Annotated in this window: 21 protein-coding genes; all 21 read left to right on the top strand. The window is 53.9% G+C overall.

The features are described from left to right. Positions 1-32: 32 nt before the first annotated feature. The 21 genes from rseP to AC27IT_RS02275 all read left to right on the top strand — a co-directional run bounded on the left by rseP (position 33) and on the right by AC27IT_RS02275 (position 24,344). Positions 33-1,304: an RIP metalloprotease RseP gene (gene rseP / locus AC27IT_RS02375; protein ID WP_025846093.1), complete on the top strand. Its 1,272-nt coding sequence runs from the start codon at positions 33-35 to the stop codon at positions 1,302-1,304. 50 nt (positions 1,305-1,354) lie between these two features. Continuing rightward, a complete protein-coding gene (gene ispG / locus AC27IT_RS02370) occupies positions 1,355-2,437 on the top strand; it encodes a flavodoxin-dependent (E)-4-hydroxy-3-methylbut-2-enyl-diphosphate synthase (RefSeq protein WP_005834181.1) in 1,083 nt (360 codons plus the stop codon). A gap of 43 nt (positions 2,438-2,480) precedes the next feature. Continuing rightward, complete coding sequence (locus tag AC27IT_RS02365; protein WP_141333627.1) at positions 2,481-4,229, top strand: proline--tRNA ligase; 1,749 nt, start codon at positions 2,481-2,483, stop codon at positions 4,227-4,229. A gap of 99 nt (positions 4,230-4,328) precedes the next feature. Continuing rightward, entirely contained in the window at positions 4,329-8,633 is a 4,305-nt protein-coding gene (locus AC27IT_RS02360) for a PolC-type DNA polymerase III (protein WP_025846090.1), read from the top strand. Positions 8,634-8,798: 165 nt separating this feature from the next. Then, positions 8,799-9,257 carry a ribosome maturation factor RimP gene (rimP, locus tag AC27IT_RS02355; RefSeq protein ID WP_122952490.1) on the top strand — a complete coding sequence of 153 codons (459 nt, stop codon included), beginning with the start codon at positions 8,799-8,801 and terminating at the stop codon, positions 9,255-9,257. Between the two features lie 45 nt (positions 9,258-9,302). Continuing rightward, entirely contained in the window at positions 9,303-10,394 is a 1,092-nt protein-coding gene (nusA, locus tag AC27IT_RS02350) for a transcription termination factor NusA (RefSeq protein ID WP_487091563.1), read from the top strand. 2 nt (positions 10,395-10,396) lie between these two features. Further along, on the top strand, positions 10,397-10,687 hold the full coding sequence (gene rnpM / locus AC27IT_RS02345) for an RNase P modulator RnpM (RefSeq protein WP_005834172.1): 291 nt from the start codon (positions 10,397-10,399) through the stop codon (positions 10,685-10,687). Next, entirely contained in the window at positions 10,684-10,983 is a 300-nt protein-coding gene (locus AC27IT_RS02340) for a YlxQ family RNA-binding protein (RefSeq protein WP_005834170.1), read from the top strand. Before rnpM ends, AC27IT_RS02340 begins: the two co-directional genes overlap by 4 nt. Positions 10,984-11,004: 21 nt before the next feature. Next, positions 11,005-13,542 carry a translation initiation factor IF-2 gene (gene infB, locus AC27IT_RS02335; protein ID WP_487091562.1) on the top strand — a complete coding sequence of 846 codons (2,538 nt, stop codon included), beginning with the start codon at positions 11,005-11,007 and terminating at the stop codon, positions 13,540-13,542. After that, positions 13,542-13,823 carry a DUF503 domain-containing protein gene (locus AC27IT_RS02330; RefSeq protein ID WP_005834164.1) on the top strand — a complete coding sequence of 94 codons (282 nt, stop codon included), beginning with the start codon at positions 13,542-13,544 and terminating at the stop codon, positions 13,821-13,823. The genes infB and AC27IT_RS02330 overlap by 1 nt, the downstream gene beginning before the upstream one ends. 24 nt (positions 13,824-13,847) lie before the next feature. After that, positions 13,848-14,213: a 30S ribosome-binding factor RbfA gene (rbfA, locus tag AC27IT_RS02325; protein ID WP_005834162.1), complete on the top strand. Its 366-nt coding sequence runs from the start codon at positions 13,848-13,850 to the stop codon at positions 14,211-14,213. Then, positions 14,203-15,198, top strand: a complete 996-nt coding sequence (locus AC27IT_RS02320; protein WP_005834160.1) for a DHH family phosphoesterase — start codon at positions 14,203-14,205, stop codon at positions 15,196-15,198. The genes rbfA and AC27IT_RS02320 overlap by 11 nt, the downstream gene beginning before the upstream one ends. Next, positions 15,191-16,117: a tRNA pseudouridine(55) synthase TruB gene (gene truB / locus AC27IT_RS02315; RefSeq protein ID WP_487091561.1), complete on the top strand. Its 927-nt coding sequence runs from the start codon at positions 15,191-15,193 to the stop codon at positions 16,115-16,117. Before AC27IT_RS02320 ends, truB begins: the two co-directional genes overlap by 8 nt. 3 nt (positions 16,118-16,120) lie before the next feature. Beyond that, complete coding sequence (locus AC27IT_RS02310; RefSeq protein WP_007786843.1) at positions 16,121-17,062, top strand: bifunctional riboflavin kinase/FAD synthetase; 942 nt, start codon at positions 16,121-16,123, stop codon at positions 17,060-17,062. Positions 17,063-17,195: 133 nt separating this feature from the next. Further along, a complete protein-coding gene (gene rpsO / locus AC27IT_RS02305) occupies positions 17,196-17,465 on the top strand; it encodes a 30S ribosomal protein S15 (protein WP_025846085.1) in 270 nt (89 codons plus the stop codon). Between the two features lie 265 nt (positions 17,466-17,730). Further along, positions 17,731-19,878 carry a polyribonucleotide nucleotidyltransferase gene (gene pnp / locus AC27IT_RS02300; RefSeq protein WP_025846083.1) on the top strand — a complete coding sequence of 716 codons (2,148 nt, stop codon included), beginning with the start codon at positions 17,731-17,733 and terminating at the stop codon, positions 19,876-19,878. 143 nt (positions 19,879-20,021) lie between these two features. Next, entirely contained in the window at positions 20,022-20,993 is a 972-nt protein-coding gene (locus AC27IT_RS02295) for a polysaccharide deacetylase family protein (protein WP_025846080.1), read from the top strand. A gap of 117 nt (positions 20,994-21,110) precedes the next feature. Then, a complete protein-coding gene (locus AC27IT_RS02290; protein ID WP_007786849.1) occupies positions 21,111-22,364 on the top strand; it encodes a M16 family metallopeptidase in 1,254 nt (417 codons plus the stop codon). An 88-nt stretch (positions 22,365-22,452) separates the two neighbouring features. Then, the gene (locus AC27IT_RS02285; protein WP_005834144.1) at positions 22,453-22,713 is read left to right on the top strand and encodes a YlmC/YmxH family sporulation protein; all 261 of its coding nucleotides are present in this window, start codon (positions 22,453-22,455) and stop codon (positions 22,711-22,713) included. A 138-nt stretch (positions 22,714-22,851) separates the two neighbouring features. Continuing rightward, positions 22,852-23,751 (top strand): dipicolinate synthase subunit DpsA, encoded by a 900-nt coding sequence (gene dpsA, locus AC27IT_RS02280; RefSeq protein WP_025846078.1) that lies wholly within the window; start codon positions 22,852-22,854, stop codon positions 23,749-23,751. Further along, on the top strand, positions 23,748-24,344 hold the full coding sequence (locus tag AC27IT_RS02275; RefSeq protein ID WP_007786853.1) for a dipicolinate synthase subunit B: 597 nt from the start codon (positions 23,748-23,750) through the stop codon (positions 24,342-24,344). Before dpsA ends, AC27IT_RS02275 begins: the two co-directional genes overlap by 4 nt. Positions 24,345-24,384: the final 40 nt, after the last annotated feature.

The following is a 24,384-nucleotide window of genomic DNA, read 5'->3' as shown; positions in this document are numbered from 1 at the left end:
TCTAGACACTCCAACGAAAGGTGGCTGTTCACTTGCCTTTTCCCAACATGGATTCCGTTGAATCAATTCTCGCGATCGTCGTCGTTTTTGGTGCGCTCGTTTTCGTGCACGAGCTCGGACACTTTCTTTTGGCAAAAAAAGCAGGGATTCTGTGCCGCGAATTTGCGCTGGGAATGGGGCCAAAAATTTTTCGCGTGAAGCGGGGAGAAACGGAATACACTCTTCGCCTCTTACCTATTGGAGGTATGGTCCGCATGGCGGGCGAAGACCCCGAGATGGATATGTTGAAGCCGCACATGGAAGTAAGCCTGGAGCGGGATGCGTTAGGAAAGGTAACCCATTTTTTGCTGGATGGACCGGGGAGCGCTTCCCCTCGGGCGATTACAGGTACGGTTGTTCGCTTTGACTTGGAAAAAGATTTGCATATCGTGCTGGATGTGGGCGGGGAAGAGCGCCAGTTTTCCGTTCATCCCCAGGCGCAACTGGTTAAAGATGGACAAGAGGTGCAAATCGCGCCTTTGAACAGGCAGTTTAAAGGCAAGACGATCTCGCAGCGCTTCTGGGCCATTTTTGCCGGGCCTTTTGCCAACTTCCTGCTGGCGTTTGTCCTGTTCATCGCGATCGGGCTTTTGTATGGGGTGCCAAAAGACATCCCGTATTTGGGCGAGGTCAGAGCAAACGGCCCGGCGGCCGAGGCGGGCTTGATGCAAGGGGACAAAATTATTTCCATTCAGGGACAGCCTGTGGCTTCCTGGAAAGAAATCGTCCAGATTATCAGTACGTCGCCGGGTAAAGAAATGAAGTTTGAGTACGAGCGCAATGGACAGCGCAACTCGGTTTTGGTCAAGGTCGCAAAAGACGAAAATAACGTGGGCAAAATCATGGTGACGAACCCATTGACGTATGCCCCGGGAGAAGTGTTGAAGTACGGCGCTTCCTCGACTTATGAGTTCACGGCGATGATTTTGAAAAGCTTAGGGATGCTCTTTACCGGCTCTGTAGGGCTTAACGACCTGAGCGGTCCGGTGGGCATCTTCAAAATGACCGGAGAGTTCGCCCAGCAAGGCATGGCGATTTTGATGAAGTGGGCAGCCGTCCTCTCGATCAACCTGGGGCTGTTCAATTTGCTGCCGCTTCCGGCCCTGGACGGCGGTCGACTGGCATTTCTCGCGGTAGAAGCGCTGCGCGGGCGTCCGGTTGATCCGCACAAAGAAGGCATGGTGCATTTTCTCGGCTTCGCCTTTTTGATGCTGTTAATTTTGGTTGTAACCTGGAACGATCTGCAACGGTTGTTCTTTCAATAACGTACTATCATGATGAGTAGAAAACAGACAAAATTAAAGGATGGTGCAAAATGTACAAGCGCGAGGAGACGAAACCGGTTTTTGTGGGAGGCGTGCAAATCGGTGGCCAAAAAAGCGTAGTAATTCAATCGATGACGACAGCAGACACGCGTGATGTAGAGAAGACACTGGCCGAGATTCAAAGACTTCATGATGCCGGTTGCCAAATTGTCCGCCTGGCCGTCATCAATGAAGACGCAGCCCGCGCCATCAAAAAAATCAAGGAGCGTTCCCCGCTGCCGCTCGTTGCGGACATCCATTTCGACCACAGGCTGGCACTGATCGCTCTTGAGAGCGGCATCGACAAAATCCGGATCAACCCCGGAAACATCGGTTCCAAGGAAAAAACAAAACGCGTGGTCGAAGCTTGCCGCGAGCGCAATGTACCGATCCGTATCGGGGTAAACTCCGGCTCCGTGGAAAGAAGGCTGCTGGAGAAGTACGGCTATCCTTCGCCGGAAGCGATTGTCGAGAGCGCAGTAGACCACGTGGAAATTTTGGAAGACTTGAATTACGATAATATCGTCATCTCCCTGAAATCTTCCGACGTGCCGACGATGATCCAAACGTATTCGCTGATGGCGCAAAAGCGCAACTACCCGCTGCACGTAGGGGTGACGGAGGCAGGTACGCAGTTTTCCGGCGCGATCAAGTCTTCCGTCGGGATCGGGACCGTGCTGTCGATGGGTATCGGCGACACGATCCGCGTATCGCTGACGGCCGACCCGGTGGAGGAAATCAAGGTGGCGAAGCAAATTTTGCGCAGCCTCGATATCGTCAACAACGATCCGGTCGTCATCGCGTGCCCGTCCTGCGGCCGTTGTGCGATCGACTTGATCGGACTGGCGACAAAGGTTGAGGACGCGATCTCCACTTTGAAAGTTCCGCTGAAAGTAGCTGTCATGGGCTGCGCCGTAAACGGGCCGGGCGAAGCGCGCGAAGCGGATGTCGGCGTTGCGGGCGGCAACGGCGAAGGGCTGATTTTCCGCAATGGTGTCATTGTTCGGAAAGTGAAAGAAAACGAACTGTTTGAAGAGCTGATGAAAGAAATTAACGAAATGGTCAACGAGAAAAAACCTACCGAGGTAGGCTGATCGTCGTTGATTGCTGACGAGGCATAAGGAGGACACGCACGTGTTGAAGCAAAGTCAAATGTTGATTCCTACCTTGCGGGAAGTGCCTGCGGATGCGGAGATTGCCAGCCATAAGCTGCTTCTCCGCGCCGGTATGGCCCGCCAACTGGCTTCCGGGATTTATACGTACCTGCCATTGGCGCTTCGTACCCTGCATAAAATCCAGGCCATTGTGCGTGAAGAGATGAACAAGGCAGGGGCCCAGGAGCTGTTGATGCCTGCCATGCAGCCTGCTGAGCTGTGGCATCAGACAGGCCGCTGGGATGTGTACGGCCCAGAGCTTGTGCGTTTGCGCGACCGTCACGACCGCTCCTTTGCGCTCGGACCGACTCACGAAGAAGTCATCACCAGCCTGGTTCGCGACGAGATCAACTCGTACAAAAAGCTCCCGATCAACCTGTACCAAATCCAGACGAAGTTTCGCGATGAAGTGCGTCCGCGCTTCGGCTTGATCCGTTGCCGCGAGTTTATCATGAAGGACGCGTATTCGTTTGATACGACCCAGGAAGGACTGGATCGCAACTTCCAGGCGATGTACGACGCCTACACGAACATTTTCACCCGTGTCGGCCTGAATTTCCGCGCAGTAGAAGCGGACGCAGGCGCGATTGGCGGAAAAGGCACGTACGAGTTTATGGCCTTGTGTGACATCGGCGAAGACACGATTGCCTACTCCGAAGAAGGCGATTTTGCAGCCAACCTGGAAAAAGCGGAAGTCGTGTACAAGCCATCCGCGAAACCGACGGAAGAAGCGCCAGCCCGCGAAAAAGTACATACGCCGGGGATCAAGACCATCGACCAGCTCGTCCAGTTCCTGAACATCGAAGCGAAGCAAATCATCAAGAGCCTCCTCTACCGCGTCGATGACAAGCTGGTAATGGTGCTTGTGCGCGGTGACCACGAGCTGAATGAAGTGAAGCTGAAAAACTTGTACGATGCGACAATCGTCGGTTTGGCATCCGAAGCGGATATCGTTTCCGTGACAGGGGCGCCTGCCGGATTCGTTGGCCCTGTCGGCTTGGATGGCGAAAAAGTGGAAATCATCGCGGACAACTACGTCCAGGATGTGTATGACGGCATCGTTGGCGCAAACGAAACCGACTACCATCTGACTCATGTTGTGCCAGGCCGTGATTTTGCCGTTTCCCGTTTTGCTGATTTGCGCAACATCACAGAAGGCGATGAGTGCCCGCGTACAGGCGGCGCGATCAAGTTTGCGCGCGGGGTGGAAGTCGGCCATGTGTTCAAGCTCGGAACGAAGTACTCAACAGCGATGGGAGCAACGTACCTGGATGAGAACGGCCGCAGCCAGCCGATGATTATGGGCTGCTACGGGATCGGCGTATCGCGGACGATCGCTGCTGTCATTGAACAAAACAACGATGAGAATGGCATCATTTGGCCTGTAGCTGTCGCTCCTTTCCATGTACATGTGATCCCGGTCAATGTTAAAGTAGAGGAGCAACGCCAAATCAGCGAACAAATTACCGAAGCTTTGCAAAAAGCGGGCGTGGAAGTTTTGTTCGACGACCGCCCGGAGCGTGCTGGCGTGAAGTTCAAGGATGCTGATTTGATCGGCCTGCCGCTGCGCATTACCGTATCGGACAAAGCGGCGCAAGAGGGCACCGTCGAAGTTCGCGTCCGCAAAAACGGGGAAACCGTGAACGTGAAGCTGGAGGACCTCGTATCTGAAGTGAAAACGATGCTTGCTCGTGTAGACCATACCGGGGCAGCCCTGTTCGGCAACGAGTAACTAGCAGGATTGAAGGAAGATTTTGTCGAATTTTACGGGGTACTCCCCTGGACACAATGGGAGTACCTCTTTTTCTTGTTTTTGGGAGGGTGGAATACCGTGGACCGTACACAAGAGCAAAAACAGCGCTTCTCTCTGCTGCTCAAGCAAATGGAAGTGCCTGACGAATGGGTCAACCGCTATTTTCTTGACGGACAGATTGACAAGCTTGAGCTTTACAAGCAAAACAAGGAATGGGTCTTTCATTTTACCTTGCCCAAGCTGCTGCCCGTAGAAGCCTATGCAGCGTTCACGAAGCGCCTGACGCAAACCTTTTCCCACCTGGCAAAAGTCGATGCCAGATTCCGCTACAAGCAAAAACCAGAGCTAGGCTTCGTGGTAGAGGAGTATTGGGATGCGCTGGTCGCAAGCTTAGAGCCGACGCTCAATTCGCTGGCCGTCACGCTACGCTCTGCCAGAAAGCAGGTCGAGCAGCAGGAAGTGAAGGTGTACTTACCGACAGAGATGACCGTCGAAGTCGCGAAGCGCAAACGGGCGGACAACGAGCTCTTAGCCGCTTTTCAAAAGGCGACGGATTGCTCCATGCGCTTTTCCTTCCACGGCGAAGAAAGCGATGAGGCTTATCAGGCGTTTGTCGAGCAGCGCAACGAGGAAGAGCGCGCGCTGGTCGAAGTCGTCATGACAGCCGCTGCCCAGGAAAGCAAAGGCTCGGAAAAGACAGAAGCCATCACGACCTTGATGATGGGCTACGAAATCAAGGACGCGCCGATTCCGATCTGCGAGATTCAGGAAGAAGAGCGCCGCGTCGTGATTCAAGGTACGGTTTTCAACGTCGAGGTCAAAGAGCTGCGTAGCGGACGTCATCTGTTGACCTTCAACGTGTCCGACTACACAGACTCCCTGACCGTGAAGATGTTCTCCCGCGACAAGGAGGACGTCAAGATGCTGGAGGCGCTCAAGGACGGCATGTGGGTCAAGGTGCGCGGCAGCGTGCAGCATGACACCTTTATCCGCGAGCTGGTGATGAACGCCAACGACCTGAACCAGATCGAACAGGTCATTCGCCGGGATCAGGCCGAGGAAAAGCGCGTCGAGCTGCATTGCCATACTCCGATGAGCGCGCTGGATGCGGTAGCTTCCGTCAAGTCGCTGATCTCGACCGCGTCGAAATGGGGGCACAAGGCAATTGCCATCACCGACCATGGAGTGGTGCAGGCGTTCCCAGAGGCGTACTCGATTGCCAAGAAGCACAACATGAAGTGCATCCTCGGCATGGAGGCGTATGTCGTGGAGGACGGCATCGACATCGTTTACAACCTGAACGCCGACAACAACTTGCCGATCGACGAGACGACCGAATACGTTGTCTTCGATACGGAGACGACAGGTCTGAATGCCGCCGAGCATACGATTATCGAAATTGCTGCCGTGAAGATGAAAGGGGCAGAGATCGTCGACCAGTGGACCGAGCTGATTGACCCGCAGTTGGAGATCGGCCCGAAGACGACAGAAATTACCGGGATTACGAACGACATGCTCCGCGGCAAAGACACGCTCGATGTTGTGCTGCGCAAGTTCAAGGAGTTTACCGGAGATGCCGTGCTCGTCGCGCACAACGCGGAGTTCGACAAGGCGTTCATCAATGCTTGCGCGAAGCGGATCGGCATGGAGCCGTGGAACAACCCGTTTCTGGACACGCTGCCTCTGGCGCGGATGATGTACAAAGGAATGCGCAACTACCGCTTGGGCTCGCTCGCCAAAAAGTTCAATGTCGAGCTGATTAATGCCCACCGGGCGTTGGACGATACAGTTGCGCTCGCCCACGTGTTCCAGCAAATGCTCAAAGACATCAAGGAAGCGCAAATCAAGACGCTGGCCGAGTTGAACGAGAAGAGCAACGAAGAAGCCGACTACAAGAGCGGCCGTCCTTTCCATGCGACGATTCTCGTGAAAAACAAGGCGGGGCTGAAAAATTTGTACAAGCTCGTCAGCCGTTCGCATGTGGAGACGTTTTTCCGTTGGCCGCGCATTCAGCGCAGTCAGTTGACCAAATTCCGCGAAGGCTTGCTGATTGGAACCGCATGCAAGGAAGGCGAGCTGATGCAGTCGATCCTGCGCGGGAAATCGTCTGAAGAGTTGAAGGAAGTCGCTGCTTTTTACGATTTTCTGGAAATTCAGCCGCTTGACCATTACTCGCCACTGCTTCGCAATGAAGAAATTCCGTCGCTAGAGACGATGAAGGGCTACCATAAGATGATCGTGGAGATGGGCAAGGAAATGGGCAAGCTCGTCGTCGCGACAGGAGATGTTCATTTTCTGAACCCGCAGGATGAGATTTTCCGCGATGTGTTCCTGTTGTCAAAAGGCGACCCGACTGCCGGGAATCAGCCGCCGCTGTATTTGCGCACGACAGATGAAATGCTGGAGTCGTTTTCCTACCTCGGCGAAGAGCTGGCCAAAGAAATCGTCGTGACAAATACGAATGCGATTGCGGACATGATCGAAGACGTCAGCCCGATTCCGGACAAGCTGTACACCCCGGTCATCCCGGGCGCAGACGACGAGTTGCGCGAAATGTGCTACAACAAGGCAAAGCTGCTGTACGGCGATCCGTTGCCGGAGCTGGTGGAAAAGCGGCTGGAAAAAGAACTGAACAGTATTATCACGCACGGCTTCGGCGTCATTTACTTGATCTCGCAGCGGCTGGTAACGAAGTCGCTGCAGGATGGATACCTGGTCGGCTCGCGTGGATCGGTCGGTTCTTCCTTCGTCGCGACGATGGCGGAGATTACCGAGGTCAATCCGTTGCCGCCGCACTATCGCTGCCCGAATTGCAAGCACAGCGAATTTATTACGGACGGCTCGATTGCCTCCGGCTTCGACTTGCCCGACAAGGAATGCCCGCAGTGCGGCACCAACTACGCCAAGGACGGGCAGGACATTCCGTTCGAGACGTTCCTCGGCTTCAAAGGGGACAAGGTTCCCGATATTGACTTGAACTTCTCCGGTGACTACCAGCCGCGGGCGCACAAGTACACGCAGGAGCTTTTCGGCGAGGACTACGTGTACCGTGCGGGGACGATCGGCACCGTCGCGGAAAAGACAGCGTACGGCTACGTCAGAAAGTACGCCGACGAGCGCGGACTGACGCTGCGCAATGCGGAAATTTCGCGGATCGTCAACGGCTGCACAGGGGTAAAACGAACGACGGGACAGCACCCGGGCGGGATTATTGTTGTTCCGGACTACATGGAAATTGAAGACTTTTGTCCGATCCAGTTCCCGGCAGACGACAGCGAGTCCGAGTGGCGCACGACGCATTTCGACTTCCACTCGATTCACGACAACTTGCTGAAACTCGATATTCTCGGACACGACGACCCGACCGTCATTCGTATGCTGCAGGACTTGACCGGCATGGACCCGAAATCGATTCCGCTCGACGACAAAAAGACGATGTCTATCTTCAGCTCGACGGAAGCGTTGGGCGTGACACCGGAGCAAATCGGGACGAATATGGGCACGCTCGGCATTCCCGAATTCGGAACGAAGTTCGTTCGGCAGATGCTCGAGGATACGAAGCCGACGACGTTTGCCGAGCTTGTGCAGATTTCCGGTCTGTCCCACGGTACGGATGTATGGTTGAACAACGCGCAGGACTTGATTCGCAACGGCATTTGTAAACTGCCTGAAGTAATCGGTTGTCGCGACGACATCATGGTTTATTTGATCTACAAAGGTTTGGAGCCGTCGCGCGCCTTCAAAATCATGGAGTCGGTGCGGAAAGGGAAAGGCGTGCCGGAAGAGGATCAGGAAGAAATGCGCAAAAACAACGTGCCGGAATGGTACATCCAGTCTTGCCAGCGCATCAAATACATGTTCCCGAAAGCGCACGCCACCGCGTACGTCATGATGGCCGTGCGGATCGCCTACTTCAAGGTGCATCGCCCGCTCGAATTTTACGCGACGTACTTTACCGTGCGCGCCGACGACTTCGACATCCCGCTGATGGTCAAAGGCTCGGCAGCGATCCGGCAAAAAATCGAAGAAATCGAGGGCAAGGGTCACGATGCGCAGCCGAAGGAAAAAGCGCTGCTCACCGTGCTGGAGATGGCTTTGGAGATGGTGGAGCGCGGCTTCCGTTTTGCCAACGTCGACCTGTATGAATCCGACGCTACCCGCTTCCTGATTAAAGGCGACTCGTTGATTGCGCCGTTCAATGCCTTGCCAGGTCTCGGGACGAACGCCGCGATCAGCATCGTGCAGGCGCGGGAGGAAGGCGAGTTTTTGTCCAAGGAAGACCTGTTGTCCCGCTCGCGTATCTCCAAGACGATTCTGGAGTATTTGGAGGAGCAGGGCGCGCTGAAAGGTCTGCCGGAATCGAACCAGTTGTCGCTGTTCTAGGGCAGCGAAGCGATGCAGCCGCATCCAAAGGTTGTCAGCGGAGGGCTGTTATGCTATAATTTTTTTGGAAATACTGGTTTTATACGCACGACAGATCGAGAGTGGGGAAACCCACTCTTTCTTTCTGGCTGCACCTCATGGTTCAAACGTAAAGGAGGTACTTGCTTGAGCAAGGTAACGGGCATCGTCACCGAACTGGTCACGCCCATTGTTGACGAATTGGGTTTGGAACTGGTTGACATCGAGTACAAAAAGGAAGGCAGCAACTGGTTTCTGCGCGTGTTTATCGACAATGAAACTGGCAACATCGACATCGATGACTGCAGCCTTGTCAGCGAGAAGCTGAGTCAAAAACTTGACGAAGTAGATCCGATTCCGACTGCATACTTTTTGGAAGTATCTTCGCCGGGTGCTGAGCGTCCGTTGCGCAAGGATAAGGATTTTACCAAAGCTGTCGGCAGGCACGTGCACATTACAACCAAAGAGCCGATAGAAGGAGCAAGCCTGTTCGAAGGCGAACTGGTATCGTACGAGGACGGCAAGCTGACTGTTAAGGAAGCGAAAAAAACGTACGTGATTTCCCAGGAGCAAATTGACACGGCACGCATGGCCATCGTCTTTTAGATGCCAGCGGCCGGTGGGTAAGTAAAGGAGGAGGCAACGAAAGTCATGAACGGCGATTTTATCGAGGCTTTAGAAGCCATTGAGAGAGAGAAAGGCATCACCAAAGACGTGCTGATCGAGGCCATCGAAGCGGCTCTTATCTCTGGATACAAACGTAACTTCAACTCGGCCCAAAATGTGCGGGTGGATGTAAATCGTCATTCAGGTATGGTTCGCGTGTATGCACGCAAAAACGTGGTGGAAGACGTCTTGGACCCGCGTCTGGAGATTTCTCAGGAAGCTGCCCAAGAAATCGATCCGAACTTCCGACTGGACGATATCGTGGAAATCGAGGTGACGCCTCGCGACTTCGGCCGCATTGCCGCGCAAACGGCAAAGCAAGTGGTGACCCAGCGCATTCGCGAAGCGGAGCGCGGTCTCATTTACAGCGAGTTCATCGAGCGCGAGGATGATATCGTCACAGGGGTTGTTCAACGTATGGACGCCCGCAATTACTACATTGATCTGGGCAAAGCGGAAGCGGTTATGCCGATCACCGAGAAAATGCCTTCCGAGGAGTTCAAGTCACAAGATCGGGTGAAGGCATACATCATTAAAGTAGAAAAAACCACCAAGGGACCGCAAATCGTCGTTTCCCGTACCCATCCGGGTCTTTTGAAGCGCCTCTTTGAACTGGAAGTGCCAGAGATTTACGATGGTGTGGTTGAAATCAAATCCGTTGCTCGTGAAGCAGGCGATCGCTCCAAAATCGCTGTCCATTCGATCAATCCGGACGTAGATCCTGTAGGAGCATGTGTAGGGCCAAAAGGCATGCGTGTACAGACAATCGTGACGGAGCTGAAAGGTGAAAAAATTGACATTGTTCGTTGGTCCGAAGATCCTGCCGAGTACGTGGCAAACGCGCTCAGCCCGGCGAAGGTGCTGCATGTAGAAGTCAACCTCGCCGAAAAGGTAACCCGCGTCATCGTGCCGGATTACCAGTTGTCGCTTGCGATTGGCAAACGCGGACAAAACGCTCGTCTCGCTGCCAAGCTGACCGGCTGGAAGATCGACATCAAGAGCGAGTCTCAGGCAGAGCAGGAAGGCATCGACTACCCGAAAGAAGTAGAGGGCGATGAAGGAGTCGACAACGAATAGTCATGAAGCAAAAAAAGATCCCTTTGCGTAAATGCATTGTTTGCCAAGGAATGTTTCCGAAAAAGGAATTGATCCGCGTAGTCCGGACGCCCGCTGAGGAGATTGTCATCGACCTGACGGGAAAGGCGGCGGGACGCGGTACCTATGTGTGTCGGCAGGAAAGCTGTCTGAAGCCGGATGCGTTCGCATCGGGAAAATGGAAAAAAGTGCTGGAACGTGCCCTGAACATGTCCATCTCCGAAGAGAAGTACGATGCTTTTCGTGAGAAATGGCTGGAGATGATGGGACGATGATCCCTAAAGCAGCTCAGTTGCTCGGCATTGCGATGCGCGCGCGCAAAATCGTGACCGGGGAGGAATTGGTCATCACGGCTGTTCGCAACGGCCAGGCCCGTCTCGTTTTGCTCGCATCGGACGCATCTGACAATACGGCCAAAAAAGTCAAGGATAAATGTTCCTATTACGGGGTCTCATGTGTAACCACAGGCGACCGATATTCATTGGGACACGCAATCGGAAAAGATGGGCGCGTTACCGTGGCGGTGACCGATGGGAAGTTGGCTGAAAGCATTCAGCGTCTGCTCACCTAACTTAGAAAGGGTGAAGTTTATTTGAAGACACGTGTGTATGAATATGCCAAACAGCACAACATGAGCAGTAAGGAAATCCTCAATTTGCTAAAACGATTGAACATAGAAGTAGCAAATCATATGAGTATCATGGAAGAAGGGACGATCAAGCGGATCGAGGATCACATGGCCAAACTGCGTGCCGGCTCCAAGCCGGAAGCGCGCAATACGCCTGGCGATGCAAGATCAAAACAAATGGACGATCAACGACGCCCCAACGAATCCAGAGGACAACAAACCCAGTCCCACGCAGGGCAGGGGCAGCCGTCACAAGCTGCAAAAAACGACAGACAAAACGAACGCGATCGCGGCGATTTTTCCGGCAACAATCGTCCAGGCAGCACCAGCGGAAATCAGCCCGATCAGCATAGTCCTCAACACGGAAAAAATCAGGGGAAGAATCAGGAGAGAAGACCAAACCATATGAGAAGTCAACCAGCAAAACCGACTGACCGTAAGCCGCAAAACCAACAACGTCCACAGAGCCAACAAAGACCGCAAAACCAGCAGCGTCCTCCGCAACAGGCAACTGCCAGCCAAACGGAAGGCCGCACCGGGGATGAGTTTGAAGACAAAGTAAAACTTCCATCCAATGTCGGTTTGGAAAAACGCGAGAAAATCAAAAAAGCTCCACAAACGCAAAAGACGTTTGAAGACAACAAAAAGAACACGCCGTTCCGCGGCGGAAATAACCGCAACCAAAACAACCGTCGTGGCGGCAACAACCACCAGCGCGGCGGACAAAAGCCACAGCGTCCAGTGCTTGAGACGCCTAGCAAAATCACCTTTACCGAGTCGTTGACGGTGAACGAGCTGGCTGTGAAACTGCGCAAGGAACCGGCGGAAATCATCAAAAAGTTGTTTAATTTGGGGATCATGGCAACGATCAACCAATACCTGGAACGCGAAGCGATCGAGCTGATCTGCGCTGATTACAACGTAGAAGTCGAAGAAAAAATCGTCATCGACGAAACCAACTTCGAAACGCTCGAAGAAGTAGATCCGCCTGAGTCGCTCGTAGAGCGTCCGCCAGTCGTCACCATCATGGGTCACGTTGACCACGGGAAAACAACGTTGCTCGACGCCATCCGCTCCACGAACGTAGTAGCGGGGGAAGCAGGCGGGATTACCCAGCATATCGGTGCTTATCAGGTCGAGATCAAAGGCAAGAAGATCACGTTCCTCGATACACCTGGTCACGCGGCGTTCACGACCATGCGTGCCCGCGGTGCGCAAATTACCGACATTACGATCCTCGTCGTTGCTGCCGATGACGGCGTGATGCCACAAACCGTAGAGGCGATCAGCCACGCGAAAGCGGCAAACGTGCCGATCATCGTCGCTGTCAACAAGGTGGATAAACCGGAAGCCAACATCGACCGCATCAAGCAAGAGCTTACCGAGTATGAGCTCGTTGCGGAAGAGTGGGGCGGGGACACCATTTTCTCTCCACTGTCTGCGAAGCAGCGCACTGGGATCGAAGAGCTGCTTGAGTACATCTTGCTCGTCGCAGAGGTTCAGGAGCTGAAAGCAAACCCTGACAAGCGTGCGCGCGGTACGGTAGTCGAAGCTGAGCTCGACAAAGGCCGCGGTCCTGTAGCGACCATTCTGGTACAGCAAGGAACGCTGCGCGTCGGCGATCCGATCGTAGTCGGCTCTACCTACGGCCGTGTACGTGCGATGGTCAACGACAAAGGCCGCCGTCTGAAAGAAGCAGGTCCTTCTACCCCTGTGGAAATTACAGGTCTGAACGATGTACCGCAAGCGGGCGACCAGTTCCGCGTGTTTGAAGACGAGAAAAAAGCCCGTGCAATCGGGGAAGCGCGCGCAGCCAAGCAGCGTGAATCCGAGCGCCGTGCAAGCTCTCGCGTATCGCTGGACGATCTGTTCCAGCACATTCAGGAAGGCGATATCAAAGAGCTGAACCTGATCGTAAAAGGCGACGTGCAAGGTTCTGTAGAAGCGCTGCGCGGCTCCCTGGAAAAAATCGACGTCAACGGTACCCGCGTGAAAATCATTCACACTGGCGTCGGCGCGATCACCGAGTCCGACGTTACGCTGGCAAACGCATCGAATGCGATCATCATCGGTTTCAACGTGCGTCCTGAGCCAAACGCTCGCAGCATGGCTGAACAGGAGAAAATCGACATTCGTCTGCACCGCGTGATCTACACCGTGATCGAAGAGATCGAGCAAGCTCTGAAAGGCATGCTGGACCCTGTGTACAAAGAAAACATCATCGGTCAGGCAGAAATCCGCGAAGTCTTCAAAGTATCCAAAGTCGGCAACATCGCCGGTTGCTATGTAACCGAAGGAAAACTGAGCCGCGATGCAGGTGCTCGTCTGATCCGCGAAGGCATCGTCATCTACGAAGGCAAGCTGGACACCTTGAAACGCTTCAAGGACGACGCCAAAGAGGTAAACGCAGGCTACGAGTGCGGTCTGACCTTGGAACGCTTCCAGGACCTCAAAGTCGGCGACGTAGTCGAAGCCTTCGTCATGGTTGAAGTGAAGCAATAATGGTAGCAGGGGTGCAGATTGAACTGTTTCTGCCCGCTTGCCAAAACTTGAAAGAAAAACGGGCCATCGTCAAAAGTCTCATTGGCAAGCTGCGAAGCCGCTTCAACGTCTCCGCAGCGGAGATGGCTTATCCCGAGCAGTGGCAGCGTACCGTGTTGGGTATCGCTGCCGTTGCTAATGAAATGTCATTTTTGCAACAAGAAATGCAGGCTGTCGTGCGGTTCGTGGAAAACCATCCCGATGTGGAGTTGATTCGGGTCGATACGGAATACTACGAATAGGGCAGCCAGCGGAGGTGAGAATAGATGAACAAAACACGAATGAGCCGCGTCGGCGAAGAAATCAAAAAAGAACTGAGCCTCATCTTGCAACGTGGACTGAAAGATCCTCGCGTCGGCTTTGTTACGGTAACGGATGTAGAAGTGAGCAGCGATCTCCAGCTTGCGAAAGTATTCGTCAGCATTTTCGGCAGCGAGGAGCAGCGCAAAGACTCTCTGGCAGGACTGACGAAAGCCAAAGGCTACCTGCGTACCGAAATTGGCAAACGCGTCAAGTTACGCCATATTCCCGACTTCGTCTTCAAGTTGGATGAGTCGATTGACTACGGTTCCAAAATTGAGTCGATCCTGCGGGAAATCTCCACAGAAGGAGAGAAACAGGATGAATCCTAATCGAGCAGCAGTAGAGGAAGCGGCCCGCTTTTTCCGGGAGCATGACCGCTTCCTGGTTCTTTCCCATGTCAATCCAGATGGCGATGCTACCGGCTCTGCGCTTGGAGTCGTGCTCATGCTTGAACAGTTGGGAAAAGAGTACGTAGTGGTGAACGAAGGGGAAACGCCGCTCAAGTTTGACTTTTTGCCGCGTTTTGACCGCTTGCGCAACCTGCGCAAACAACCGCTGACCGAAATGTTCGAGGCCGTAATCGCCGTAGACTGTGCCGATGAGTCACGGATGGGCGATGTGCGGCCTTTATTTGCATCTGGCGCCGCTGTCCTCAATATCGACCACCACCCGACCAACGACATGTTCGGAACGGTCAACCTGGTGCGGCCGGAAGCGGCGGCGACAGCGGAAATTTTGTTTGAAGTGGCGGAAGAGGCGGGAATCGCGTTCAACGAAGAACTCGCCTTGTGCATCTATACCGGCCTTTTGACAGACACAGGCGGCTTTCGCTACTCCAATACGACGCCACGGGTAATGGAAATCGCGGCCCGCTTGCTGACCTACGGGGTGAAGCCGGGCGAAGTGGCGGAGCGATGCCTGGAGGAAATCACGTTTGCGCATGTCAAAGTATTGCGCCGCGCCCTGCAGACGTTGCAGTTGTCCCACCAAAACCTCGTCGCCTCCATTTGCGTGTCGGTCGATGATTTTGCCGAGGCAGAGGCGAAGCGCGAGGATGCAGGCGGACTGGTGAACTACTGCCGCAACATCGAAGGCGTCGAGGTCGGCGTTTCCTTTGTGGAGTCGGAGCCGGGAATCGTCAAGGTCAGCATGCGCGCGAGAGATCGCGTGGACGTGTCGGCTGTTGCCAAGCAACTCGGCGGCGGAGGGCATGCCAAAGCTTCCGGCTGCACGGTCAAAGGGACGATCGCGGAAGCGAAGCAAAAAGTATGGGACGTACTGGAGCCAGCATTAGGAGTGAAACACGATGAGTAACGCGCACGGCGTGCTGGTAATCGACAAGCCGGCGGGCATGACTTCCCACGATTGCGTGGCGCGCATCCGCCGGCTGTATGGAACGAAAAAGGTAGGACACACGGGAACGCTCGACCCCGATGTGACAGGCGTGCTGCCGATCTGCGTGGGCAACGCGACTCGCCTGGTAGAGTATTTGCAGGATTTGCCCAAGCGCTACAACGTCGTCTTGCGGCTCGGCTCCGCGACGACGACGGAGGATGCCTCCGGTGAAGTGCTGGAGCAAGCTCCGGTAGACGCAGCCGCGATTACGGTAGAGCGCATCGAGCAATTGCTGCAATCGTTTTTGGGAGAGATCGAGCAGGTCCCGCCGATGTTTTCCGCGGTAAAAGTAAACGGGAAGCGCCTCTACGACCTGGCCCGCGAAGGCACGGTCATCGAGCGCCAGCCGCGCAAAGTGACGCTGTACGAGCTGACGCTCCACGAGATCAAGGCAGACGGGGACAGCGTCGATATCTCGTTCAGGTGCACATGCTCGAAAGGGACGTACATGCGCACCTTATGTGTTGACCTCGGTCGCGCTCTGGGTTATCCTGCCCATATGAAACTGCTTCGGCGAATCAAGAGCGGTCCGTTCGTAGAGGAGGAGGCGATTCCTCTTCAGGAACTGGAGGAGCGGGCTGCGAGTGGGGAGGACCTCTCCCGTTATCTTGTCTCCATCCCACAGGCGATTTCATTTTTGCCGTCTTATCAGGTCAAACCGGAGCGAACCCGTGCGGTGCGCAATGGACTGGCGACTGCGCTGCCAGGAGTCGATGCCGAGGTAGGCAGCCTGATCTGCCTGTTTGCAGGCGAAGAGCTGCTGGGGATTCATCGCGTGTGCCGTGGGGACAAAGGTCTTTTCGCCAAAGCAGAAAAAGTCTTTCCAGCCGAGGTGTAAACCGTGAAAACGATCTCCCTGACCTATCCACTACCAAATGAGTTGCAGGCGACGCCATGCGCGATTGCGCTTGGCTATTTCGATGGCGTACATATTGGACATCGCCGGGTGATTCAAAAGGCGATTGACACCGCAAAAGCGAACGGATGGGAGAGTACGGTGCTGACGTTCGACCCCCATCCGCGCGAGGTTCTTGGGCAAAGCGGCTATACGAGCTACCTCACCCCGCTTTCCGACAAGCTGGAACAATTCGAAAAGATGGGGGTAGACAGGACGTATGTCATGAAGTTCGATATCGGGTTTGCCGCGGTTTACCCGGAGGACTTCATTACCGAGTGCATGCTTCCCCTCGCGTGCCGGCATGTCGTGGTCGGCTTCGACTACACGTTTGGCTACAGGGGAATGGGAACCGCCCAAACGCTGCAGGAGATGAGCAAAGGCCGCTACGGGCTCGACATCATCAGCCCGGTCAACCGGCTGGGGGAAAAAGTGAGCAGCACGATCATCCGCGAGTATCTCCACCACGGAAATGTCGAGCAGGTGCGCCATCTGCTGGGCCGCCCGTACAAGGTGCGCGGCAAGGTCGTTCACGGCGACAAGCGCGGGCGCACGATCGGCTTCCCGACGGCGAACGTCCGGGTCGGACAGCCTTATCTCATCGGCAAAAACGGCGTGTACGGCGTGCGCTTCACGGTCGATTCCAAGAGCTACTTCGGCGTGATGAATGTCGGGATCAAGCCTACGTTTGAGCTGGAGAAGAAAGAAAAATCACTAGAAGTGCACATTTTCGAGTTCTCTGGTGACATTTACGACAAGGAAGTCGAAGTAGAATTTCTGTTCTACATCAGGGAAGAGCAAAAGTTCGGCGGTGTGGATGCGCTGATCGCGCAAATCGGCCGCGACGTAGACATGGCCAAGCGCAAATTTGCCGAGGGAATCTCGTAACGGAATCTCTTTGCTTTTCCTGAAATGATATGCTATAATTCAAAACGTTGTACAGATAACCGTAGCTTGGCTGTCCGATGCTCACCGACGGCAGACTCGGCTAACGGGATATAAAATAAGGAGGTGAGTCATGATGGCATTGTCTCAAGAACGTAAAACTCAACTGATCCAAGAGTTCCGTACTCACGAGAACGACACCGGTTCGCCGGAAGTTCAAATCGCTATCTTGACCGAAAACATTAACAACCTGAACGGACACTTGCGTACGCACAAAAAAGATCACCACAGCCGTCGTGGTCTGTTGAAAATGGTAGGTCAACGCCGCAACCTGTTGACATACCTGCGTGAAGCAGATGTTCAACGCTATCGCTCGGTAGTAGACCGCCTGGGTCTGCGCCGCTAGTCAGCGTTTTGTAAAAAGCGGGTTCTTCCCGCTTTTTCTATCGTGTAGGAGAGCTTGGCGCTTCTTGCTGTCAGGCTCTCTGAAGCGATAACACAAAGCATGCGATACAGGCGCAATGGAATTGGCTTCAACAGAAGCTTTTTTTATTATCCAAAACGACTGCCAAAGCTCACCATTTAATTTTCACGGTGGCAGGAAATAATACATACAGGTAGAAAACAAAGTGTAGATATGCACATTGTCGCAAAGGAGGACTGCTAGCATCATGGAGCAACAATACCGTACATATGATTTTGAACTGGCAGGCCGCAAGCTGACGCTGGAATTTGGCAAAATGGCCAAACAGGCGAACGGCTCGGTTCTGGTTCGGTACGGCGATACGGCAATCCTGTCTGCAGTTACAGTCTCGAAGGAGCCGAAAGCGCTCGACTTCTTCCCGTTGACTGTCAACTATGAGGAACGTCTCTATGCGGTCGGTAAAATTCCCGGCGGCTTTATTAAAAGAGAAGGTCGCCCAAGCGAAAAAGCCATTTTGGCAAGCCGTTTGATTGACCGCCCGATCCGTCCCCTTTTTGCAGAAGGATTCCGCAACGACGTACAAATTGTCAATACTGTTCTGTCGGTTGACCAGGACTGCTCTCCGGAAATCGCCGCTATGATCGGGACGTCTGCCGCTCTATGCGTTTCCGAGATTCCGTTTGAAGGACCGATTGCCGGTGTCATCGTTGGGCGCATTGACGGCGAGTTCATCATCAACCCGACTGTGGAGCAGGCAGAAAAAAGCGATATTCACCTCGTAGTCGCAGGTACACACAAAGCGATCAACATGGTGGAAGCAGCCGCTAACCAAGTGCCAGAGTCCGTTATGCTGGAAGCGATCATGGCCGGCCATGAGGTTATCAAGCAACTGGTGGAGTTCCAAAACCAGATCGTTGCCGAAATCGGCAAAGAAAAAATGGAAGTCATCCTGCATGAAGTCGATCCGGAAATCGATCAGGCTGTGCGCGAATTTGCAGAAGCACGTCTGAAAGAAGCCGTTCGGATTGAAGAGAAGCAGGCGCGTTACGACGCGATTGACAACATCAAGGAAGAGACGAAGGAACATTTCGCTGCCAAAGATCCGGAAGCTTATCCAGAGCAGGAGAAAATGATTAGCGAAGTGCTGGGCAACATCGTCAAGGACGAAGTTCGCCGTCTCATTACAGAAGAAAAAGTTCGCCCGGATGGACGAGCTTTGAACGAAATTCGCCCGCTTTCCAGCGAGACTGGCATTTTGTCCCGCACGCACGGTTCCGCGATGTTTACCCGCGGTCAAACACAGGCGTTGAGCGTCTGCACACTGGGCGCGCTGGGCGATGTGCAAATTCTCGATGGTCTTGGACTGGAAGAATCGAAACGATTCATGCACCATTACAACTTCCCGCCTTACAGCGTAGGGGAAGCTCGTCCGCTGCGTCCTCCAGGCCGTCGCGAAATCGGGCACGGAGCGTTGGGTGAGCGTGCAATCGAGCCGATCATTCCTTCCGAGCACGAGTTCCCGTACACGATCCGCCTAGTTTCCGAAGTCATTGAGTCCAACGGCTCGACATCGCAAGCTTCCATTTGCGCGAGCGTGCTGGCTCTGATGGATGCCGGGGTACCGATCAAGGCTCCTGTAGCCGGTATCGCCATGGGCTTGATTATGAGCAAGGATGAACAGTCTTTCTCCATTTTGACAGACATCCAGGGCATGGAAGACCATTTAGGCGATATGGACTTCAAGGTAGCAGGTACCGAGGCTGGCGTAACGGCGATTCAGATGGACATCAAAATTTCCGGGATCAATCGGGAAATTTTGCAGCAAGCGCTGGAGCAAGCGCGCGAAGGTCGCCTGCACATCCTCAAGCACATGATGAGCACGATTTCCGAACCGCGCAAAGAGCTGTCTCCTTACGCGCCGAAGATTTTGACCATGACCATCAACCCGGACAAAATCCGCGATGTAATCGGCCCACAAGGTCGCGTCATCAACAAAATCATCGAAGAAACCGGCGTCAAAATCGACATCGAGCAAGATGGACGTGTGTTCATCGCTTCGATCAACCACGAAGCGAACATGCGCGCGAAGCAAATCATCGAGGACCTGGTTCGCGAGGTTGCGGTCGGCCAGATTTATCTGGGAACCGTCAAGCGCGTAGAGAAGTACGGGGCGTTCATCGAGCTGTTTGCTGGCAAGGAAGGTTTGTGTCACATCTCCCAACTGGCTGAGGAACGCGTAGCCAAGACGGAAGATGTCGTAGCAATTGGCGACAAGGTACAAGTAAAAGTAACCGAGATCGACGATCAAGGTCGCATCAACTTGTCCCGCAAAGCCGTGCTCAAGGAACAAGCGGCCGCAGCTCAGGCCGACAAGGCACCGACCCAAGTAGAATAAACGACAAACAAAAGGCTTCGTCACTCGAAGAAATTCGTGTACGGAAGCTTTTTTCTTTTGGCCAAAATGTCTAAGTCACTCGCCTCGTTCATACATTGGACAAAGAGAGACTTGTACGTACAAAGAGGAGGGCTGGCTCCACGATGGCTGAAAGAAAGAGGAGGCTGTGGGTTACGGTCTTTGTCGCAGGAGCGATGGCGCTGCTGCTGCAATACCAGCCGATCCACCACTACATCAGCTTTGTCAAAAACGATCAGGTCGTGACGGCGGAAAAAATTTTGGATGAAAAAGAGCGGTTGCGGGCCCAGATTGAGCAGTGGAAGGAAGGACGGGAGGAAGCGCCTGTCGATGCCGTCGTGGATCAGACGTGGAAAGCGATCCCTGGCTACAACGGACGCGTCGTGGACGTGGAAGCGTCCGTGGAAAAGATGCTCGCTGCCGGAGTGACCGGGCCGGAAATGCTGGTCTACAAGGAAGTTCCGCCAGCCGTCTCGCTCGATCAGCTTGGGGCGCAGCCCATCTACCGGGGAAATCCGAAGAAGCCGACCATTTCCTTCATGATTAACGTAGCCTGGGGCAATGAATACTTGGATTCGATGCTGGATACATTGGATAAGCACAAAGTGAAGACGACGTTTTTTCTGGATGGCTCGTGGGTCAAGCGCTATCCGGAAGAGGCGAAAAAAATTGCCGCGCGCGGCCATGAGATCGGCAATCACGCCTACTCGCATCCGGACATGAGCACGCTGGGGACGCAGCGCATCCACCAGGAGATCAGCCGCACACAGGACGTCATTTCCAAAACGCTGGGGATCAAGCCCGCCTTGTTTGCTCCCCCTTCCGGATCGTTCAACAAGCAGGTCGTGCAAATCGCGCACGACTCCTACCAGATGAAGACGATCATGTGGACGGCCGATACCGTGGACTGGAAAAAGCCTTCCCCAAGTTTTGTCATCAAAAAAATCAGCGGCTTGATGGGCAACGGCGTCCTTGTGCTGATGCACCCGACAGCAGCCTCAGAGGCCAGTCTGGACCAGTTGCTCACGATTGCCAAGCAAAAGGGCTTGCACCCGGTCACCGTATCCGAGGTGCTCTCCAGCCGCCGCCTGCCGTGATGCGAAAACGTGTTCATTTTATTGTGGAGATAAAAGAAGTTTGCTATAGTTAGACGTGTTTACATTCACTTCCCGAAAGTTTGCGGATAGAGAGATGATTAACCGAGGAGGATTTGTGTGATACAACGTCATACGTGTGATAACGGTCTTAGAATTGTGACGGAACGTATTCCGTCTGTTCGCTCTGTTGCGCTAGGCATCTGGGTGGGGACCGGTTCGAAATATGAGAACGAGAAAAACAACGGGATTTCCCATTTTCTTGAACATATGTTTTTTAAAGGAACGAGTACGCGCTCTGCGAAAGAAATCGCGGAGACTTTTGACGAGATCGGCGGAAACGTAAACGCCTTTACTTCCAAAGAATATACTTGCTACTATGCGCGGGTGCTCGACCAGCACGCTCCGATTGCGCTGGACGTGCTGGCCGACATGTATTTCGACTCCGTATTCGATCCGGAAGAGCTGGAAAAGGAAAAAAACGTGGTCATCGAAGAGATCAGCATGTACGAAGACACGCCTGACGATCTCGTCCACGATTTGATCGCAAAAGCGACTTACAGCACGCATCCGCTCGGCTATTCGATTTTGGGAACGGAAGACGTGCTGCGCAGCCTGAAGCGTGATGACCTGCTCAGCTACATCAACGCCCACTACCTCCCGACGAACACGGTCGTAACGGTTGCCGGCAATTTTGACGACAGCCTCATTGAAGAGATCAAAAAGCGTTTCAGCGGCTTCGAGCGACCAGGCAAGCTCGCGCCTTTAGCGGAGCCTGCGTTCGCGGCAAACGCGATCGCCCACAACAAAGCTACAGAGCAAGCGCATCTGTGCCTGTCGCTGCCGGGCTTCAAGGTGGGGCATCCGGACGTTTACTCGCTCATTTTGCTGAACAACGTCCTGGGAGGCAGCATGAGCTCGCGGCTGTTCCAGGAAATTCGCGAGGAGCGGGGGCTTGCCTACTCGGTCTACTCGTACCATTCCTCCTACAAGGAAGCGGGCACGTTTACCGTCTACACGGGCACGGCGCCTGAGCACGTGGGGCAGGTGTTCGATATCGTGACGAACGTCTTGCGCGATGTGGCCGATCACGGCATCACCGACAAGGAGCTGAACAAAGGGAAGGAACAGTTGAAAGGTAGCCTCATGCTCAGTCTGGAGAGCACCAACAGCCGGATGAGCCGCCTCGGTAAAAATGAGCTGCTGCTGGAGCGCCATCTCAGCCTCGATGAAATTATCGCCAAAATCGACCGTGTCTCGCACGAATCGGTCCTGGCTGTAGCGCAAGAGCTGTTCCGCTCGAAGCTGGCGATGGCGATGGTAAGCCCGCTGGATGGATACCCGTCCAATGTGAAAAACGATCTGTTGCTCTAATAGCTTCCTCTGTGAAAAATCCGGCATAGCCCGGATTTTTTTGCGTATATCAACAGTAACGTACACAAGGACAAAGGGGGGCTTCTCCATGCGGCTTAGCGAACTGGGCGGGAAGGAAATCATCGGTTTGGACAACGGGGAAAAAATGGGGGTCATCAGCGACTCCGACCTCGTCATCCACCCGGAAAACGGCGTCATTCAGTCGATCATTTTGCCCGGCGGCAGCTTCTTTGGCTTCGGAAAAAAACGGGAGGACCTGGTTATCCCGTGGAGCTCGATCGTGAAAATCGGTCCGGACATGGTCATCATCTCGCTTGCGCAGGTAGAGACACAAGCTACGCAAAAGTAGGCGGGGGTGTCACCGAAGTAGCGGGAGTCGAATAGGATGGGGGTAGACCGCATGGATTTCCCGTCAACTTTTTCAAGAGGAAAACCTTTGCGTTCCGATCATTTAATGCAGTAAAATGTGTGGAAAGGGGAACGCAGCATGCTAACGGGCATACATGTTGCCTTCATTGGCGGAGACGCTCGCCAGTTGGAAGTCATCAAGCGATGCATTCAACTGGACGCCAGTGTCACGTTAGTTGGCTTCGACAACCTGGAAAGCAATTTTACAGGGGCAACGAAGAGACCATTAACATGCGATGTGTTGAAAGACGTGGACGCCCTCATCCTGCCCATCGTAGGAACCGATGACCAAGGCTTTGTGGAAAGCATCTTTTGCTCGAAACAATTGCAGCTTCTGGATCAACACGTGGAAAGCTTGCCGAAGCATTGCGTGGTATATACGGGAATGGCAAAACCTTACCTGAAAAAACTGTTGGCATCCAAGCAGATTCCCCTCGTGGAGCTGCTGGATCGCGATGACGTAGCCATCTATAACTCCATCCCGACGGTGGAGGGAGCACTCATGATGGCGATTCAAAATACGGATATCACGATTCATGGATCTCAGTCAATCGTTTTGGGATTAGGTCGAACAGGTTTGTCTATGGCCCGGGCCCTGCATGCACTGGGAGCGCGTGTTAGAGTGGGGGCTAGGCGTCAGGAACACTTGGCACGCATCTATGAGATGGGATTGACTCCCTTCCCGATCAGTGAGCTAAAGCAACAAGTCACGAATGCTGATTTCATTTTTAATACCGTCCCGCAGCTACTCCTCACGGCAGAGATCATTGCGCAAATGCCGCAATCGGCGTTTATTCTCGATCTTGCCTCCAAGCCGGGAGGGACAGATTTTCGATACGCCGAAAGACGAGGCATCAAAGCGCTTCTCGCTCCCGGATTACCTGGAATCGTTGCACCGAAAACCGCAGGGCAGATTTTGGCCCAGATTTTGTCGCGTCTCATTGCGGAGCAGAGGAGAACCAGGGGGGAGTCAACATGAGCATGCTGCAGGGAAAGACCATTGGCTTTGGATTGTCAGGATCGCATTGCACGTTTGAAGAAACCATGCCGCAAATCAAGCGGTTTGTGGACGCCGGAGCGAGAGTGATTCCGATCGTTTCGAATACGATCATGACGACGGACACGCGCTTTGGAACCTCGCAGAGCTGGCAACAGCAGCTCAAGGATTTGACAGGGGAGGAACTGATTTCGACGATTCCCCAGGCAGAACCTTTGGGACCTTCAAAATTGTTGGACGTGATGGTGATTGCTCCCTGCACGGGCAGCTCGACCAGCCGTCTGGCAAATGCCATCACCGACAGCGCGGTACTCATGGCTGCCAAGGCGACCATGCGCAATTTGCGACCGCTTGTCATCGCAATCTCCACCAATGATGGTCTGGGATTAAACGCTGCCAATATTGCCAAGCTGTTGGCGGCGAAGAATATCTATTTCGTGCCGTTCGGGCAGGATGCTCCGGACAAAAAGCCAAACTCGCTCGTTGCCCGCATGGACCTGTTACTGGAAACATGCGAGGCGGCATTGGAAGGTAGGCAATTACAACCCTTGCTCATCGAAAGATTCAACTACTAAACCAAACACAAAAAAACAATTCACCTGCTTTTCGCGATTA

It is taken from the genome of Brevibacillus sp. YAE8, assembly GCF_057543335.1.
The sequence above is the reverse complement of the archived record's forward strand: the minus strand, read 5'-3'. Positions and strand labels throughout refer to the sequence as shown.

Bases quoted from the DNA above. Each gene is read 5' to 3' on its own strand.
- ispG (WP_005834181.1), top strand. From the start codon at position 1,355: ATGTACAAGCGCGAGGAGACGAAACCGGTTTTTGTGGGAGGCGTGCAA.
- nusA (WP_487091563.1), top strand. From the start codon at position 9,303: ATGAACGGCGATTTTATCGAGGCTTTAGAAGCCATTGAGAGAGAGAAA.
- rnpM (WP_005834172.1), top strand. From the start codon at position 10,397: ATGAAGCAAAAAAAGATCCCTTTGCGTAAATGCATTGTTTGCCAAGGA.
- AC27IT_RS02340 (WP_005834170.1), top strand. From the start codon at position 10,684: ATGATCCCTAAAGCAGCTCAGTTGCTCGGCATTGCGATGCGCGCGCGC.
- AC27IT_RS02330 (WP_005834164.1), top strand. From the start codon at position 13,542: ATGGTAGCAGGGGTGCAGATTGAACTGTTTCTGCCCGCTTGCCAAAAC.
- rbfA (WP_005834162.1), top strand. From the start codon at position 13,848: ATGAACAAAACACGAATGAGCCGCGTCGGCGAAGAAATCAAAAAAGAA.
- AC27IT_RS02320 (WP_005834160.1), top strand. From the start codon at position 14,203: ATGAATCCTAATCGAGCAGCAGTAGAGGAAGCGGCCCGCTTTTTCCGG.
- truB (WP_487091561.1), top strand. From the start codon at position 15,191: ATGAGTAACGCGCACGGCGTGCTGGTAATCGACAAGCCGGCGGGCATG.
- rpsO (WP_025846085.1), top strand. From the start codon at position 17,196: ATGGCATTGTCTCAAGAACGTAAAACTCAACTGATCCAAGAGTTCCGT.
- pnp (WP_025846083.1), top strand. From the start codon at position 17,731: ATGGAGCAACAATACCGTACATATGATTTTGAACTGGCAGGCCGCAAG.
- AC27IT_RS02295 (WP_025846080.1), top strand. From the start codon at position 20,022: ATGGCTGAAAGAAAGAGGAGGCTGTGGGTTACGGTCTTTGTCGCAGGA.
- AC27IT_RS02285 (WP_005834144.1), top strand. From the start codon at position 22,453: ATGCGGCTTAGCGAACTGGGCGGGAAGGAAATCATCGGTTTGGACAAC.
- dpsA (WP_025846078.1), top strand. From the start codon at position 22,852: ATGCTAACGGGCATACATGTTGCCTTCATTGGCGGAGACGCTCGCCAG.
- AC27IT_RS02275 (WP_007786853.1), top strand. From the start codon at position 23,748: ATGAGCATGCTGCAGGGAAAGACCATTGGCTTTGGATTGTCAGGATCG.